The following is a 16452-nucleotide window of genomic DNA, read 5'->3' as shown; positions in this document are numbered from 1 at the left end:
CCGGACCCCTCCCACCCGGACAGCAGGAGACGACAGCGACCATGACCGACGCCCCCGGCGACCGCACCGCGCCCGGCACGGCCGAGCACCCCTACGGCGGCGTCGAGCCCCGGTACAGCCCCGAGGAGCTCGCCGAGCTGCTCGGCGGCAACCGGCCCACGGCGCAGCAGTCAGCGGTGATCTCCGCCCCGCTCACGCCCCGGCTGGTCGTCGCGGGCGCGGGCTCGGGCAAGACCGCCACCATGGTCGACCGCGTGGTCTGGCTCGTGGCCAACGGCGTGGTCGCCCCGGACCAGGTCCTCGGCGTGACGTTCACCCGCAAGGCCGCCGGCGAACTGGGGGAGCGCATGCGCTCCCGGCTCGCCCGGCTGCGCGCCCAGGGGCTCGTCGCCCCCGTGGACGCCGAGGAGGACGACCTGCCGGCCGCGCCCCAGGACCCCACCGTCAGCACCTACCACTCCTACGCCAACACGCTCGTGCGCAACTACGGGCTGCGGATCGGGATCGAGCCGGACACCACGCTGCTGGGCCAGGCCCGGACCTGGCAGATCGCCGCGCAGACCGTGGAGGCCTGGACCGGGGAGCTGCTGGAGACCATGCCCGCGAAGTCGACGATGGTCGGCGCCGTCCTCGACCTCGCCTCGGCGTGCGCGGAGCACCTCGTGGACCCGGGGGACGTGGAGCGCTTCGCGTCCCAGCTGCTCGGCGCGCTGGCCACCACGCCCCCGGGGCGCCGGAAGAAGACCCTGGGCGCCCAGCTGAAGAAGGTCGAGGACAACCAGCGCACCGCGTGGGTCCTCGCCGAGCTCGTGGCCGACTTCTCCCGGCGCAAGCACGAGGCCCAGGCCATGGACTTCGGCGACCTGCTCTCCGCGGCGGCCCGGCTCGCGGAGCAGGACCCGGCCGCCCGCCGGACCGAGCGGGAGCGCCACCGGGTGGTGCTGCTCGACGAGTTCCAGGACACCTCGCACGCCCAGCTGCGGCTCTTCGCCGCCCTCTTCGGCCAGGGGCACTCCGTGATGGCCGTGGGCGACCCCCAGCAGTCGATCTACGGCTTCCGCGGGGCGTCCTCCGGGCAGCTGTTCGGCTTCTACGACTCCTTCCCGGTGGCCCCCGGTCAGGACGGGGAGCCCAGCTTCCTCACCACGGCGTGGCGCAACGACGCGAGCATCCTCGACGTCGCCAACACCATCGCCGCGCCCCTGCGGACCCTGCCCGCGTGGGCGCGCAGCCGGTCCTCCCTCGCCGTTCCCGAGCTGACCCCGCGGCCCGGTGCGGGCACCGGGCGGGTGCGGATCAGCCGGTGGGCGACCGACGTCGAGGAGGCCGTCGCGCTCGCGGAGCGGGTCCGGACCCGCCGGGAGCAGCACCGCGGCGAGCCGGAGGACCAGATGCCCACCATGGCGGTGCTCTGCCGCAAGCGCTCCCAGATCGAGCCCGTGCGCCGGGAGCTCGCCGTCCGGGGCATCCCCTACGAGGTCGTGGGCCTGGGCGGGCTGCTCAGCACGCCGGAGGTCTCCGACGTCGTCGCGACCCTCCGGGTGCTGGACGACCCCGGCCGCTCGGACGCCCTCGTGCGGCTGCTCGCGGGCGCCCGCTGGCGGATCGGCACCCGGGACCTCATGGCCCTCGCCGACTGGGCGTCGCACCTGGAACGACGCCGCACGGAGGCCGCGCGAGCCGGCCGGGCCGAGGACCTCGAGAGCCCGGTGACCGCGGAGGAGGCCCAGGAGGACGCCCTCGTCGAACCGGATCTCTCCGACCACGCGTCGCTGATCGAGGCCCTCGAGACCCTCCCACGGCCGGGCTGGTCCTCCGCGCACGGCCGCAGCCTGTCCGGGACCGCGCGGGAACGCCTGATCAGGCTGCGGGCGGAGCTGGAGCACCTGCGCTCCTTCCTCTCCGACGACCTGCCCAGCCTGCTCCACGAGGTCGAGACGGTCCTCGGCCTCGACGTCGAGGTGGCCGCGCACCCGCACCGCGCCGTCCACCAGGCGCGGCGCAACCTGGACGCCTTCCAGGAGGCGGCACAGTCCTTCACCGCGTTCTCCGCGACGAGCGACGTCTCGGCCTTCCTCGCGTGGCTCGACGTCACGCTCGCGGAGGAGAACGGGCTCGAGCCCGGCCCGGAGAGCACACGGCACGACGCCGTGCAGCTCGTCACGGTGCACGCCTCCAAGGGCCTCGAGTGGGACCACGTCTACGTCCCGGGCCTCAACGCGGGGAACTTCCCGACCGACAAGCCCTCCCGCTGGACCCTCGACACCGGCACCCTGGCCTGGCCGCTGCGCGGTGACGCCCGGTTCCTGCCGCAGTGGGCCGTGGACACGACCGACCTGAAGGCCCTCGAGGAGTCCCACGCGGAGTACCTGGAGCTCGCCGCCCAGCACGCCGAGGACGAGGAGCGCCGGCTCGCCTACGTGGCCGTGACCCGGGCCCGGGAGGTGCTGGAACTGTCCTGCACCGCCTTCCGGGGCACGGCCGCGAAGAGCCAGGGGCCCTCCGCGTTCGTCGCGGAGCTGGCGCCGCTGACCGAGGGCCCCGAGCCGTCCGTCCGCCTCGGCCCCTGGGCCGAGGTGCCCGAGGGGGCGCGCAACCCGGCGGCGGCCACCGTGCTGAGCGCTCCGTGGCCGTACGACCCGCTGGAGGGTCCCGAGGTCACCGAGACCGTGACGGACGAGAGCGGGCACAGCTCCGTGCGCGTGAGCCCGCCCCCGCACCTCGGCCGCCGGGCCGTGCTCGAACGGGCCGCCCGCGCGGTGCGGGAGCGCGGGTTCGAGGACACCGCGGACCTCGACGTCGAGGACCTGCTCGGCGTCGCGGCGCGGGACGGGCTCGCGCCCGACCCGCGCCGGTGGTCGGAGGAGGCGAAGATCCTGCTGGCCCGGCACGAGGACGCCAGGACGGAGCGGACCGTCCCCATGCCGTCCCACGTCTCGGCGTCGACCCTCGTGGCGCTCTCGCGCGACCCGCTCGAGGTCGTGTCGGGCCTGCGCCGGCCCATGCCGCGCCGGCCCGGGACCGCGGCGCGGCGGGGCACCACGTTCCACGCCTGGATCGAGCAGTACTACGGCAGCTCGGCGATCTTCGACGCCGGGGAGCTGCCCGGGACCGCCGACGACTACGTCGACGCGGCCTACGACCTCCCCGAGCTCGCCGCGACGTTCCGGTCGAGCCCGTGGGCGGACCGGCAGCCGTACGCGGTGGAGTTCCCCCTCGAGACCCCGGTCGCCGGGATCACGGTGCGGGGCCGGGTGGACGCCGTCTTCCGCGACGGCGACGGCACGTGGGAGCTGGTCGACTGGAAGACGGGGCGGGCACCGGCCGGGCGGGAGCTGCGGGAGCGGTCGGCGCAGCTGGCGGTGTACCGGCTCGCGTGGTCCCGGTTGCGGGGCGTCCCGCTCGAGGAGGTCACCGCCGCCTTCTACTACGTGGCCGAGGACCGGGTGGTCCGCCCGCACGACCTCGCCGGGGCCGAGGAGCTCGAGGCGGTGGTCCGGGAGGCCTACGACGTGGTGCTGCGCCCCTGAGCGGGGCCCTCCGGGCCCTCCCGCGGCGTGCGGCCGGGGAGAGGCCCGGGCGCCCCGGCCGGGGCGGGGCCCTCGGGATCACGCATCCGGTGGGAGCCCTCGATGCCGTGCACCGCACGGGGGCTGTCGGGGCCGCTCGCCGGACGGGAACCCTGGGGGTCGCCTGCCGGTCGAGGGCTCCCGGGGCCGCTCGCCGGACGGGAACCCTGGGGGTCGCCTGCCGGTCGAGGGCTCCCGGGGCCGCTCGCCGGACGGGAACCCTCGGGGCCGCCGGCCGGCTGGGAACTCTCGGTGCCGCCGGCCGGCCGGGGGCGCTGGTCCCCGTGCGGCACGGAGAGCTCCGCCGGGTGCTCCGGGGACCCGGCACCCCGTGCCTGGTCCGGGAGCCGGGCGACGTCCTGCTCGAGGGTGGCGAGCATCTGCTCCGCGTCGGCCACCAGGTCGTCCGCGCCGCGGTCCACGGCGCGCACCAGCCACTGGGCGAGAGCGAGCTCCGCGTCCAGCCGGGCGCGGTCCAGCAGGTGGGGGTCCGGTTCCCGGTCGGGCGCCTGGAAGGACGTGCGGCGGCAGGCCGCGGCGTAGGCCTCGAGCACGCCCTCGGCGAGACGGGCGTCGCGTGCCGCGAGGAGCCACGCGAAGTCCTCGGCGGGATCGCCCACGTGCAGATCGGTCCACCCGGTCACCCCGCGCACCCGCCCGCGGGAGATCACGAGGTCGTCCTCCTGCAGGTCGCCGTGGACCACGCGGGGCTCGAACCGCCACACGTCGCGGTCCTCCAGGACCCCTTCCCACCGGTGCAGCAGAGCGGCCGGCACGCGCTGCGTCCCGGCAGCCCGGCGCAGCTCCGCGACCCGGCGCGTCCGGCACTGCTCGGCGGTGTAGCCGGGCAGGTCCGCGTCCAGGACCAGGGCGGGCGGCAGGGCGTGGATCGCGGCCAGCAGCCGCCCGAGCTGCACGGTGAGCGTGGGGGGCGGATCGGCGCTGGGCACGTGCCGGTGGTGCTCCGGGTCCGGCTCCGCGGCCATGCGGGCCAGCGCGTCGATGTCCAGCGGGGCGCCCTCGATGTGGGAGTGCACGAAGGCGTGCAGGTCGCCGTGGGCCACGGAGCCCGCGGCGGTGGGGACCAGGAACGGGAGGCGGGACCGGACGGCCGGGGTGAAGGAGCGGAGCACCAGGTGCTCGGTCTCCAGGCGCACGCTCGCCTCGGGACTCAGCGGGGAGCGCACCCGCCAGCGCCGGCCGGCCGCGTCGACCACCACGGCGGACCGGAAGTCGGCGTCGTCGTCGGGGGAGGGTCCCACGGCCACGGGCGCGAGTCCGGGGACGCCTGCGGCGGCGACGGCGGCCAGGTGCTCGAGGGACGTGCTCACGGCGTCCACCCTACAAGAGGCCCGGCGGGGAGAGCGGCCGCCGTGCCCGTCCCCACCCGCCCGGGCCGGGGACCCGGGGTCCGGGCGGGTCGCTACAGTGGAGACGTGCCCGCCTCCAGCCTCCCCGAGCCCGTCCCCGGCTCCCGCCCCGTGCCCGCCCCCGAGCGTCTCTCGCCGGCCCGCCTGCCGTTCGCGGCGACGGCCTTCGACCGCGACGCCGTCGACCGCGAGCTCCAGGACGTGCGCGTGCTCGCCGCCCAGGACCCCGCCACGCTCGTGCTCGTGCTCGCCGGCGGGCTCGCCCCCGTCGCCGGCGGCGCCCTCGTCCTGGTGCCCGCGGCCGAGCTCCCCGCCGTTCCCCACGACCCGCGCCGCCCGGAGGTCTACCTGGGACGGCTGCCCGGTGCCGACGGCGCCCGCGGCCCCCGGGTGCTGCTGCGGGCCGTCGCGGCCCCCGAGCCCGGGGGCGAGGACGCGGCGGCGGAGCCCTTCGCGGTGCCCGAACCGCTCGTGGCGGCCGTCGCCGAGTTCGCCGCCGCCCGGGGCGCGGGGGAGCTGCGCTGGGCCGGCCTGCGCGAACTGGGCCCGGTGCTCCCGGCGGCGGACACCTCGCTGCTCGTCACCGCCCAGTCCGTGGGCCTGTGGCACCGGGACCACCCCCGGTGCCCCCAGTGCGGGGAGCCCACCGAGGTGATCCGCTCCGGGTGGGCCCGGCAGTGCCGCAACGACGACTCCCTGCACTTCCCGCGCACCGACCCCGCGATCATCGTGGCGGTGAGCGACGGCCACCCCGATCCCGAGCGGGAACGGCTGCTGCTGGGCCGCTCCGCGCTCTGGAAGGGCAACCGGTTCTCGACGCTCGCCGGGTTCGTGGAGCCGGGGGAGTCCCTCGAGCAGGCCGTGGTCCGCGAGGTCGCCGAGGAGGCGGGCCTGACCGTGGGCGACGTGCAGTACCTGGGCTCCCAGCCCTGGCCGTTCCCGCGCTCCCTGATGCTCGGCTGCCGGGCGGTGGTGCGCTCCGGGGCGGCCGTCCCGGACGGCCAGGAGATCCTGGAGCTGCGCTGGTTCACCCGGGCGCAGCTGCGGGACGCGGCACGCACCGGGTCGGTGACCCTCCCCGGGCGGGTCTCCATCGCGCACGCGCTCATCGCGCACTGGCTCGGCGAGGACCTGCCGGAGACCGCGTGGTGAGCGCGGGCGAGGCCGCCACGGAGGTGGAGTCGACCCTGGAGGAGCGCATCCTCGCCGGCCTGGACCCGGAGCAACGGGAGGTCGCGACCACGCTGCGCGGTCCCGTGTGCGTGCTCGCGGGCGCCGGCACGGGCAAGACCCGGGCCATCACCCACCGGATCGCCTACGGCATCGCCACGGGGGTCTACACCCCGCAGAAGGTCCTGGCCCTGACCTTCACGGCCCGCGCCGCCAACGAGATGCGCAACCGGCTGCGCGGCCTGGGGGCCGCCGGGGTGCAGACGCGGACGTTCCACGCGGCCGCCCTGCGCCAGCTGCAGTACTTCTGGCCCCAGGCCGTGGGCGGGCCCCTGCCCGGGCTCGTCGAGCACAAGGCGCGGCTGATCACGGAGGCCGCGCAGAACATGCGCCTGTCCACGGACCGTGCGGCCGTGCGGGACCTCGCCGGCGAGATCGAGTGGGCCAAGGTCTCGATGCTGACCCCCGACACCTACCCGGCCCGGGCCGCCGGGCGGGACATGCCCCTGAACTACGACGTGCGCACGGTCCAGCGCCTGTACCAGTCCTACGAGGAGCTCAAGACCGACCGGCACCTCATCGACTTCGAGGACGTCCTGCTGCTCACGGTGGCCGTGCTCGAGGAGGACGAGCGCGTCGCCGCGACCGTGCGCGAGCAGTACCGCCACTTCGTCGTCGACGAGTACCAGGACGTCTCCCCGCTCCAGCAGCGCCTGCTCGACGCCTGGCTCGGGGGCCGGGACGACCTCTGCGTGGTGGGCGACGCCTCCCAGACGATCTACTCCTTCACCGGTGCGACCTCCCGGCACCTGCTCGAGTTCCCGGCCCGGCACCCGCAGGCCCGGGTCATCGAGCTCGTGCGCGACTACCGCTCCACCCCGCAGGTCGTGGAGACGGCCAACCGCCTGCTCGCCGCCCGCCGGCCGGAGCGGGGCGCGACCCCCGGCGCGTGGGCCACCCCGCTGCGCCTCGTGGCCCAGCGCCCGGACGGGCCGCCCCCGTCCTGGAACGAGTACGCGGACGACGAGGCCGAGGCGGCCGGGACCGCGGCGCGCATCCAGGACCTGATCGACGACGGGGTGCCCGCCGCCGAGATCGCCGTGCTGTTCCGCACCAACGGGCAGTCGCAGGCGTTCGAGACCGCCCTCGCGGAGGCGGGCATCGGTTTCCAGCTGCGCGGCACGGAGCGGTTCTTCAACCGCCCGGAGGTCAAGCAGGCGGTGGTCCAGCTGCGCACGGCGGCGCGGGCGGCCGAGGCCACGGACGAGCCGACGCGCCTGGTGCGCGACATCCTCTCCTCCCTGGGCTACTCGGACCGGGCGCCCCGCTCCACGGGGGCGGTGCGCGAACGGTGGGAGTCCCTGGCGGCGCTCGTCTCCCTCGCGGACCGGATGGCGGCGGAGGCCGCGGCCCGCGAGGAGCAGTTCGTCCTGCCCGCGTTCACCGCGGAGCTCGAGCGGCGCATGGCCCAGCAGGACGCCCCCGTGATGAACGGGGTGACCCTGGCGTCCCTGCACTCGGCCAAGGGCCTGGAGTGGGACGCCGTCTTCCTGGCGGGCCTCAGCGAGGGCCTGATGCCCATCGGCTTCGCCGAGACCGCGGACGAGATCGACGAGGAGCGCCGGCTGCTCTACGTGGGCATCACGCGGGCCCGGGAGCACCTGGTGCTCTCCTGGACCCTCTCCCGCACCCCGGGCGGCCGGCCCACGCGCCGGGCCTCACGCTTCCTCGACGCCCTGCGCGGCACGGACACGGCCCGCGCGCCCCAGCGCCGGGAGCGCCCGCGCGGCGACCGCGCTCACTCCTGAGCGAGCCCGCACAGGCACCGGCTCCGGTCCAGCCGCGGCCGGGACACGGCCTCCGGCCACGGCGGGGCGAAGAGGACCGCGTGCCGGTCGCCGCCCCTCGCCCCGGCCGGGAGCAGCGCCCCGCGCCCGTCGCCGTCGCACAGCGACTCCAGGGCGACCCGGAGCACCTCGACGGCCAGGCGGACCGCCACGGCCTCCGCGTGGGCCGGTGCCGCCCACGCCGCGAGGACGGCGTCCGGACCGGGGGGCGCCGGGCCGGGCTCCCGGCCGTCGAGCGTGGCCCGCACGCAGTCCGGGCACGGCCGGTGCGCCCAGGGCACGGTGGGCCAGCGCAGCAGGACGCCGCCGGCACGGTGCAGCGACACGAGCGGGTGCCGGGGATCGATCCCCGGCCACGCCTCCGGCTCCCCCGCCGCGGGCACGGAACGGCCGGCCGGAGGAGCGGCCGGGTGCTCGAGGCTGTGCACCACGACGGTGCCCGGGAGCAGGGCGCCGGGGAACAGCTCCGGCGCGCTCACCGGCACGCAACGGGGATCGAGCTCGCGCAGCCTCCGGCGCAGGGCCGCCTCCCGGGAACGGCCGACGTCCGCGGGCCGGTACGCGCCGGTCCCGAGATCGGCGGCCGTCACGGCCGCGGAGTCGTTGACGTTGAGCCCGAGCACGCCGCAGCGCAGCAGGCGCACGGCCAGCGCCGCCGCGAGACCGTCCAGGCCCAGGAGCAGGACGTGCACCTCGTCCGGGCGGGGGCGCTCGAGGCACGACGCGCGCGGGCCCGCGTCCTGCTGGTGAGCCCGGGACGGGCCGGGGAACGGGGTGGTGGGCACGGGACGCCTTCCGGGACGCGCGGACGGGACGCCCCCACTGTGACCCGCGCCGGGCCTGCGGCGCGCCCGCCGGCGGGCCGTCCACAGTCCACGCCGGCGGACCGTGCACAGGTCACGGGCGGCGTTTCGCGGCCCGCGCCCGTGGCGTGTTCAATGGCCCCATGCCCGTACCGTCGCAGCCCGAGGTCGTCGTGCGCCGCTCCGCGCGCCGGCGCAAGACCGTGTCCGCCCACTGGAGCGAGGACACGGTGGTGCTCTCGGTCCCCCAGGCGGCCACCCGGCGGGAGATCGAGCACTGGACCCGGGAACTGGTGCCCCGGGTCGTGGAGCGCCGGCGCCGCGAGGCGGCCAAGGGCGCCGACCGGCGCTCCGACGACCGTCTCCTGCAGCGCGCACAGGAGCTGTCGCGGCGCCACCTCGACGGCCGCGCCCGGCCCTCCGACGTGCGCTGGTCAGGACGGCAGCAGGCCCGGTGGGGCTCCGCGACGCCCGCCACCGGCGTCATCCGGATCTCGGCGCAGCTCCAGGAGGCCCCGGAGTGGGTGCTCGACTTCGTGCTGGTGCACGAGCTCGCGCACCTGCTCGAGGCCGACCACAGCCCCCGGTTCCGGGAGCTGGAGGCCCGGTACCCCCTCGCCGAGAAGGCCCGGGCCTTCCTGGACGGCGCGGCGTGGGCGCACCGGCGCGCGGAGGGCGCCGCGGAGGATCAGCGGGAGCCGTCCCCGTCCTGAGGCCCGGCGCCCTCCGGCCCCCCGGGGCCGCCGTCCGCGCCGGGGGCGCCGTCGGCTCCGGGCCCCTCGTAGCCGCCCGAGAGCAGCCGCTGGAGCGCGGCGTCGACCTCGTCCTCGGACGCGGTGAGCAGCCCGCGGCGCTCGGTGAAGCCCGCGGGGTCGTCCAGGTCCTCGTCGGTGGGCAGCAGCTCCGCCGCGTCCCACAGCCCGTCCCGGTCCTGCACGCCGCGGCGCTCGCCGACGTACTGCCAGAACTCGGCGGCCTCGCGCAGCCGGCGCGGGCGCAGCTCCAGCCCCACGAGGGAGCCGAACGCGTGCTCGGCGGGCCCGCCGGAGGCCCGGCGCCGCCGGACGGTCTCGGACAGCGCCTCGGCGGACGGCAGGTTCGCGGTCGCGGCGACGGTCACCACGTGCACCCAGCCCTCCACGAGGGCGAGCACGGTCTCGAGCCGCTTGAGCGTGACCTCCTGGTCGGGGGTCTGCTGCGGGGCGAAGATCCCGGAGGACAGGGCCTCCTGCATGCTCGACGGGTCCATCGGGTCGATCTCCCGCGCGGCCTCCTCGATGCGGGCCATGTCGATGTGGATCCCCGCGGAGAAGCGCTTGACGAGGTCCAGGACGTGCTGGCGCAGCCACGGGTTCGCCGCGAACAGGCGGACGTGGGCGGCCTCGCGCACGGCGACGTAGAGCATGATCTCCTGCGCCGGGATGTCCAGGCCCTCGCCGAAGTCCTTGATGCTGGCCGGCAGCAGCCCGGACCGCCCCTCCGCGAGCGGCAGCCCGATGTCGGTGGAGCACAGCACTTCGCGGGACAGTCCGCCGATGGCCTGGCCCAGCTGGATCCCGAACAGCATGCCGCCCGCGCCGGCGAGCATGCCCGAGGCCCCGCCCATCATGGCGGACAGCTCGGGGGGCAGCTGCTGGGTGAGGGCGTCGGTGAGCGCCTTCGTCACGGACTCCGCGACCGGACCCGTCATGTCCTTCCAGGTCTCCTGGGTGGCCTCGATCCACTCCGCGCGGGACCACGCCCGGGGCAGGATCGAGGGCTGGCCGAACTCGGTGTGGTCGGCCAGCCACAGCTCGGCGAGGCGCATCGCGTCCTCCACCGCGCCGCGCTGGGCGGGGGTCACGGAGGGGTCGCCGCCCTCGGCGGCGATCCGCCGGGCGTGGTCGTGGGCGAGCTTCCAGTTGACCGGGCCCTCGGACGCCCCCGCGCCCATCATGGACTGGATCTGCTGGAACATCATGGACATCGCCTGGGGGTCCACCGGCACGCCGGCGCGCTGGAGGTCCTCGGGGCTCATCCCGCTTTGCCCCATGAGGCGCTCGAGCATCTCCTGGAAAGGGTCCTTGGGGCCGTCGCCGGAGTCGTCCCCGGGAGTGTTCCCGGGGCGGTCGTGGGGAGGCTGGGGAGTCATGGGTCCACCGTTCTTCGGTCGGGTCGGGGATCGGGCGGCACGGGCGCGCCCGACGTCACTGCTCCCAGCGTAGCGAGCACCGGACGGGGCCGACCATGAGCCAACTCCCAGTTCGCTGGAAGCTCAGGGCGGGGTCCCGCGCGATAAGCTGGACCGTCCGGACCGGGCGGCCCCGCGGCCCCCGGTCCTCCCGACGACGACCGCCGAGGACCGCCCGTGACCGCATCCCCCCGCCCGCTCCGAGCCCAGCGCCGCCGAGGCCTCGAGTCCTGGGCGCTGCTGGGGTCCGCCGGCCTGCTGCTGGCCGGGACGGTGCTGCCCGCGCCGTTCGTGATCGAGGCGCCGGGCCCCACGTTCAACACGGTGGGGGAGCACGACGGCCGGCAGCTGCTGGGCGTCTCCGGCGCCCGGACCTATCCGAGCGAGTCCGTCCTGGACCTGACCACGGTCTACGTCACCGGCGGACCCGACAAGAGCGTCAACGTGCTCACCGTCCTCGGGTCCTGGCTGGACCCGTCCGCGTCCGTCGTGCCGGCCGACACCCTCTACCCCCGGGACGTCACCGACGAGGAGGCCGCCCAGTACAGCATGGCGGCCATGAGCACCTCGCAGGAGGACTCGGTCGCGGCGGCGCTGACGCACCTGGGCGAGGACTTCGACACGCGGCTCTCGGTGCAGGGGACCGTGCCGGACGGCCCGGCGGAGGGGGTGCTCGAGCACGGCGACGTCCTGCGCGGCGTGGACGGTGCCCCCGTCACCTCCCTGCCGTCCCTGAAGTCGGCCCTCGATGCGGCGGGGGAGCGGGGCGTCACCCTGCAGGTCGAGCGCTCCGGGGCCCCGCGCGAGGTCGAGGTGGACACCGTGCGCGACGAGGCGTCCGGGAACTGGCAGCTCGGCGTGTACCTCCTGCCCGCCTACGACTTCCCGATCGACGTGGCCTTCGAGCTGGACGAGGTCGGCGGGCCCAGCGCCGGGCTGATGCTCGCCCTGGGGATCGTCGACGAGCTGACCCCGGGCTCGATCGCCGGGGACCGGCACGTGGCCGGCACCGGCACCATCACCCCGGAGGGGGAGGTGGGGCCCATCGGTGGCATCCGGCAGAAGCTCGAGGGAGCCGCGGCGGCCGGGGCGGAGGTCTTCCTCGCCCCCGAGGGCAACTGCGCCGAGGCGCAGGGCCACGTCCCGGAGGGCCTGACGGTCGTGTCCGTGCGCACCCTCGACGACGCCGTGGCCGCGGCCGAGGCCGCCGGGGACGGCGGGGACCTCTCGGCGCTGCCGTCGTGCGCGGCCCGATGACGGCCGCCGCGTGCACGATTGCACCCCCGAGAAGCCCGAAGGCAGAATGGACGGGGTGCCCCGGCGACCCGCCGGCGGCGTTCCTCCCCGACGCACCCCGCACCCCACGACTTCACGCACCACACCTGACGAACGACGCCGATTGCAGAGGTAACCAGTGACCGCCGGACCAACAGCCCCCCGACCACCGAGGCAGCAGCCAGCAGGACAGCGGCGGAAACGGGGTGCGCTGTGGCCGACGGTCGTGGTCGTCCTGGTCCTCGTGGCCGCCTTCGTGGGACTGACGCAGCTCTACACGGACGTCCTGTGGTACGACCAGCTGGGCTACCTCAGCGTGTTCGTCACGGAGAACGTCACGAAGATCGTGATCTTCGTGGTCGCGGCCGTGCTCGTGGCGGCGCTGATGTTCGCCAGCCTCTTCCTCGCCTACCGGCACCGGCCGATCACGGCCGAGTCCATCGTGGACGACAACCTGCGCCGCTACCAGGAGGCCCTGGAGCCGGTCCGCAAGATCGTCATGGTGGTCGTCCCCGTGCTCTTCGGGCTCTTCGCGGCGAGCACGGCGATGACCCAGTGGGACACGGTGCTGCTGTTCCTCAACCAGGAGCCGTTCGGCCAGGAGGACCCGCAGTTCGGCCTCGACCTCGGCTTCTACGTCTTCACCCTCCCGTTCCTGCGCTTCCTCATCGGCTTCCTCGTCTCGGCGATCCTGCTCGCCGGTGTGGCGGGGATCCTGATGCACTACGTCTACGGCGGCATCCGGATCACCGAGCGGGGGCTCAGCACCACCCGTGCCTCGCGCGTGCACCTGGGGGTGCTGGCCGCGCTGTTCCTGCTGCTCCAGGCCGCGAACTTCTGGCTGGACCGGTACTCCACGCTGCAGTCCTCGTCCGGGTCGTGGACGGGCGCCCTGTACACCGACGTCAACGCCGTGATCCCCACCAAGGCGATCCTCGCGGCGGCCGCCCTGATCGTGGCGATCCTGTTCGTGGTGGCCTCGTTCATCGGCCGCTGGCGGCTGCCGGTCATCGGCACCGCCATGCTGCTCGTGGTCGCGGTGGTGGCCGGCGGGATCTACCCCTGGATCGTCCAGCGCTTCCAGGTCACGCCCACGGAGCAGGCCCTGGAGAACCAGTACATCCAGCGCAACATCGACCTCACCCGCTCGGCCTACGGGCTGGACTCGGCCGAGGTCATGCCGTACGACGCCACCACGGAGACCGAGCAGGGCGCCCTGCGCCAGGACACCGAGACGACCTCGAACATCCGCCTGCTGGACCCGAACGTGGTCTCCGCCGCGTTCTCCCAGCTGCAGCAGTTCCGCCCCTACTACCAGTTCCCGGACACCCTCAACGTGGACCGCTACGAGATCGACGGCGAGGTCCAGGACACCGTGATCGCCACGCGTGAGCTGAACCCCGACCAGAACCAGGGGTGGTTCAACCAGCACGTGGTCTACACCCACGGCTACGGCGTGGTCGCCGCCTACGGCAACCGCGTCGAGGTCGACGGCAAGCCGCAGTTCATGCAGGCCGGCATCCCGTCCCGGGGCGTGATCTCGGACGACTACGAGCCGCGCATCTACTTCGGGGAGAACTCCCCGATGTACTCCATCGTCGGCGGCGCGGAGGGCGACGAGCCCCTCGAGCTCGACCGCCCGCAGACGGCCGGCGACCAGGAGGGGGACGCCAAGACGACGTTCGCCGGCAACGGCGGGCCCAGCATCGGCAACTTCTTCAACCGCCTGGCCTACTCGATCAAGTTCCAGTCCTCGGACATGCTGCTCTCGGACGCCGTGCGCCCGGAGTCGCAGATCCTCTACGACCGGGACCCGCGCGAGCGCATCGAGAAGGTCGCCCCGTACCTGACGGTCGACGGCGCCCCGTACCCGGCCATCATCGACGGCCAGGTGCAGTGGATCGTGGACGCCTACACCACCTCGGACGCCTACCCGTACTCGACGCCGTCGGTGCTCCAGGAGGCCACCCAGGACACGCAGACCGCCCAGGGGGCGGCGGCGACCCTGCCCCCGGAGCGGGTCAACTACATCCGCAACTCGGTCAAGGCCACGGTCAACGCCTACGACGGCACCGTGAACCTGTACGCGTGGGACGACCAGGACCCGGTGCTGAAGGCGTGGCAGAACGTCTTCCCGAACACGCTCCAGCCGTACTCCGAGATGTCCGCGGAGCTCATGGCGCACGTGCGCTACCCGCAGGACATGTTCAAGGTCCAGCGGGAGCTGCTCAACCGCTACCACGTCACCGACGCGAACAGCTTCTACGCCAACGACGACGTCTGGTCCGTGCCCAACGACCCGACCCAGGACACCGACGTGGCCCTGCCCCCGTACTACCTCTCGATGCGGATGCCCGGTGAGGACGAGGCCAACTTCTCGCTCACCACCTCCTTCATCCCGCAGCAGTCGGAGACGGGCAACACGCGCAACGTGATGTACGGGTACCTGTCCGCCAACTCCGACGCCGGGACCGGCGAGGACGGGGTCAAGAGCGACGAGTACGGCACGCTGCGCCTGCTCGAGCTGCCGCGGTCCTCCGTGGTGCCCGGACCGGGACAGGCGCAGAACCTCTTCAACTCGGACACGGACGTCTCGACCGAGCTGAACCTGCTCCGCCAGGGCGCCTCCGAGGTCATCAACGGCAACCTGCTCACCCTGCCGGCGGGCGGCGGCATGCTCTACGTCCAGCCCGTCTACGTCCAGTCCTCGGGCGACGCCGCGTACCCGACGCTGCGGCGCGTGCTCGTCGGCTTCGGCGAGGAGGTGGGCTTCGCGCCCACCCTCGAGGAGGCCCTCGACGAGGTCTTCCAGGGCGACTCCGGCGCCCAGACGTCCTCCGGCGCGGGCGTGGACGACGCCGAGGCCGGGAGCCCCGACGGGGCCGGCGAGGACGGGTCGGGAGCCCCGGCCGGCGGCGGCAGCCTCGAGGACGCCCTCAGCGACGCCAACCAGGCGATCCAGGAGTCCGAGGAGGCCCTGCAGGAGGGCGACTGGACCTCCTACGGGGAGGCCCAGCAGCGGCTCCAGGACGCCATCGAGCGGGCGCTCGAGGCGGACGGCGTCGTCGCGCCCGAGGCCGAGGGGGCCCTGGCCCCCGAGGAACCGGCCGGGGAACCGGCGGAGCAGCCCGCCGGGTAGCCGATTTGCGGGTCCGCCCCGCGGCACGTATAGTCATACATGTCGCCGCGGGGTGGAGCAGTTCGGTAGCTCGCTGGGCTCATAACCCAGAGGTCGCAAGTTCAAATCTTGCCCCCGCAACCAGAGAAGGCCCCCGGACCACCACGGTCCGGGGGCCTTCGCCGTGCCCGGGCTCCCGGGCCGGAAGGAGCCCCCACGGCCACGGCCGTGGGGGCTCCTTCCGCGCTCCCGGTGCGGGACCCCCGTCAGACCTCTTCGGAGGAGACGATCCGCTCGGCGTTGCGGGACTTCAGGGCCGCGAGGCGGGCCTCGATCTCCGACTGCTGGCCGAGGGACTCGAGGGACTCGAACTGCGCGTCCAGGGAGGACGCGGCGAGCTCCTGCTGGCCCAGCACGCGCGCCTCCTCGCGCCGGATCTTGTCCTCGAACCGCGACACCTCGCTCGTCGGGTCGAGCACGTCGAAGGCCTTCAGCGCGTCCTGGACCTGCGACTGCGCCTGCACCGTCTTCTGCCGGGCGTTGAGCTCGTCCCGCTTGTTGGACAGCTCCTGCAGCTTGCCCCGCATCCTGTTGAGCCCGTCCTTGAGCTTCTCCACGACCTCGGTCTGGGACTGGATCTGCGGCTCGGCGCCGCGGGCCTCCGTCTCGTACTGGATCTGGCGCTGGAGGGCGACCTTGGCGAGGTTGTCGAACTTCTGGGCCTCGGCGCCCTTGCCGGCCCCGCGGTACTCCTCGGCCCGGTTCGAGGCGGCCAGGGCCTTGTTGCCCCACTCCTGGGCCTCGCGCACGTCCTCCGCGTGGTCCTGCTCGAGCAGGCGCAGGCTGCCGATGGTCTGCGCGACGGCGGCCTCGGCCTCGCGGATGTTCTCGGTGTAGTCGCGCACCATCTGGTCCAGCATGAGCTGCGGGTCCTCGGCGGCGTCGATCATGGCGTTGATGTTGGCCTTCGCGAGCTGGGCGATGCGGCCGAAGATGGACTGCTTGATCATGGTTCCTTCTCTCCTGTGGTGCTTCCCGGGAGGACCTCCCGGGACGGTGGGCGGGACAGGGATCGTGGGGCGGACGGGTGGACGGGTCGGGGAGCTGCGGACCGTGCCGGGGCGGCCGGC

The 16452-nt window shown here is 74.7% G+C and carries 10 protein-coding genes and 1 tRNA gene; 7 read left to right on the top strand and 4 right to left on the bottom strand.

Annotated features, from left to right (window positions below; all coding sequences use genetic code 11):
• Window positions 1–41: 41 nt before the first annotated feature.
• Window positions 42–3530, top strand: a complete 3489-nt coding sequence (locus tag AVL61_RS13370) for an ATP-dependent helicase (RefSeq protein ID WP_058874803.1) — start codon at window positions 42–44, stop codon at window positions 3528–3530.
• On the opposite strand, the gene AVL61_RS18630 is transcribed toward AVL61_RS13370, so the two are convergent.
• Window positions 3506–4900: a phosphotransferase gene (locus AVL61_RS18630; RefSeq protein WP_058874802.1), complete on the bottom strand. Its 1395-nt coding sequence runs from the start codon at window positions 4898–4900 to the stop codon at window positions 3506–3508. The two genes, AVL61_RS13370 and AVL61_RS18630, sit on opposite strands and share 25 nt — an antisense overlap.
• A 105-nt stretch (window positions 4901–5005) precedes the next feature.
• Between AVL61_RS18630 and nudC the strand changes: the two genes are divergently transcribed.
• Together nudC and AVL61_RS13355 are read left to right on the top strand one after the other, a co-directional pair.
• Window positions 5006–6091, top strand: coding sequence for an NAD(+) diphosphatase (gene nudC, locus AVL61_RS13360; protein WP_231738413.1), 1086 nt, complete (start codon window positions 5006–5008; stop codon window positions 6089–6091).
• Window positions 6088–7917, top strand: a complete 1830-nt coding sequence (locus tag AVL61_RS13355; RefSeq protein ID WP_408669424.1) for an ATP-dependent helicase — start codon at window positions 6088–6090, stop codon at window positions 7915–7917. Before nudC ends, AVL61_RS13355 begins: the two co-directional genes overlap by 4 nt.
• Here AVL61_RS13355 and AVL61_RS13350 read toward each other — a convergent pair.
• Entirely contained in the window at window positions 7908–8741 is an 834-nt protein-coding gene (locus tag AVL61_RS13350; RefSeq protein ID WP_058874800.1) for a ThiF family adenylyltransferase, read from the bottom strand. The two genes, AVL61_RS13355 and AVL61_RS13350, sit on opposite strands and share 10 nt — an antisense overlap.
• 161 nt (window positions 8742–8902) lie before the next feature.
• Here AVL61_RS13350 and AVL61_RS18625 point away from each other — a divergent pair, with 161 nt between their 5' ends.
• Complete coding sequence (locus tag AVL61_RS18625) at window positions 8903–9472, top strand: M48 metallopeptidase family protein (RefSeq protein ID WP_058874839.1); 570 nt, start codon at window positions 8903–8905, stop codon at window positions 9470–9472.
• Here the strand turns inward: AVL61_RS18625 and AVL61_RS13340 are convergent.
• Entirely contained in the window at window positions 9448–10890 is a 1443-nt protein-coding gene (locus AVL61_RS13340) for a zinc-dependent metalloprotease (protein WP_058874799.1), read from the bottom strand. The genes AVL61_RS18625 and AVL61_RS13340 overlap by 25 nt on opposite strands.
• A gap of 216 nt (window positions 10891–11106) precedes the next feature.
• On the opposite strand from AVL61_RS13340, the gene AVL61_RS13335 reads away from it, so the two are divergent.
• From AVL61_RS13335 to AVL61_RS13325, 3 genes are all read left to right on the top strand, one after another.
• Window positions 11107–12186, top strand: coding sequence for a YlbL family protein (locus tag AVL61_RS13335; protein WP_058874798.1), 1080 nt, complete (start codon window positions 11107–11109; stop codon window positions 12184–12186).
• A 157-nt stretch (window positions 12187–12343) separates the two neighbouring features.
• Entirely contained in the window at window positions 12344–15343 is a 3000-nt protein-coding gene (locus AVL61_RS13330) for a UPF0182 family membrane protein (RefSeq protein ID WP_082697151.1), read from the top strand.
• A gap of 46 nt (window positions 15344–15389) precedes the next feature.
• Window positions 15390–15466, top strand: a tRNA-Met gene (locus AVL61_RS13325).
• Window positions 15467–15588: 122 nt separating this feature from the next.
• Here the strand turns inward: AVL61_RS13325 and AVL61_RS13320 are convergent.
• Window positions 15589–16332, bottom strand: coding sequence for a PspA/IM30 family protein (locus tag AVL61_RS13320; protein WP_058874796.1), 744 nt, complete (start codon window positions 16330–16332; stop codon window positions 15589–15591).
• Window positions 16333–16452 lie beyond the last annotated feature (120 nt).

Source organism: Kocuria rosea subsp. polaris (genome assembly GCF_001483755.1).
Lineage (GTDB): Bacteria > Actinomycetota > Actinomycetes > Actinomycetales > Micrococcaceae > Kocuria > Kocuria cellulosilytica.
This window is presented reverse-complemented; position numbering and strand designations above follow the sequence as displayed.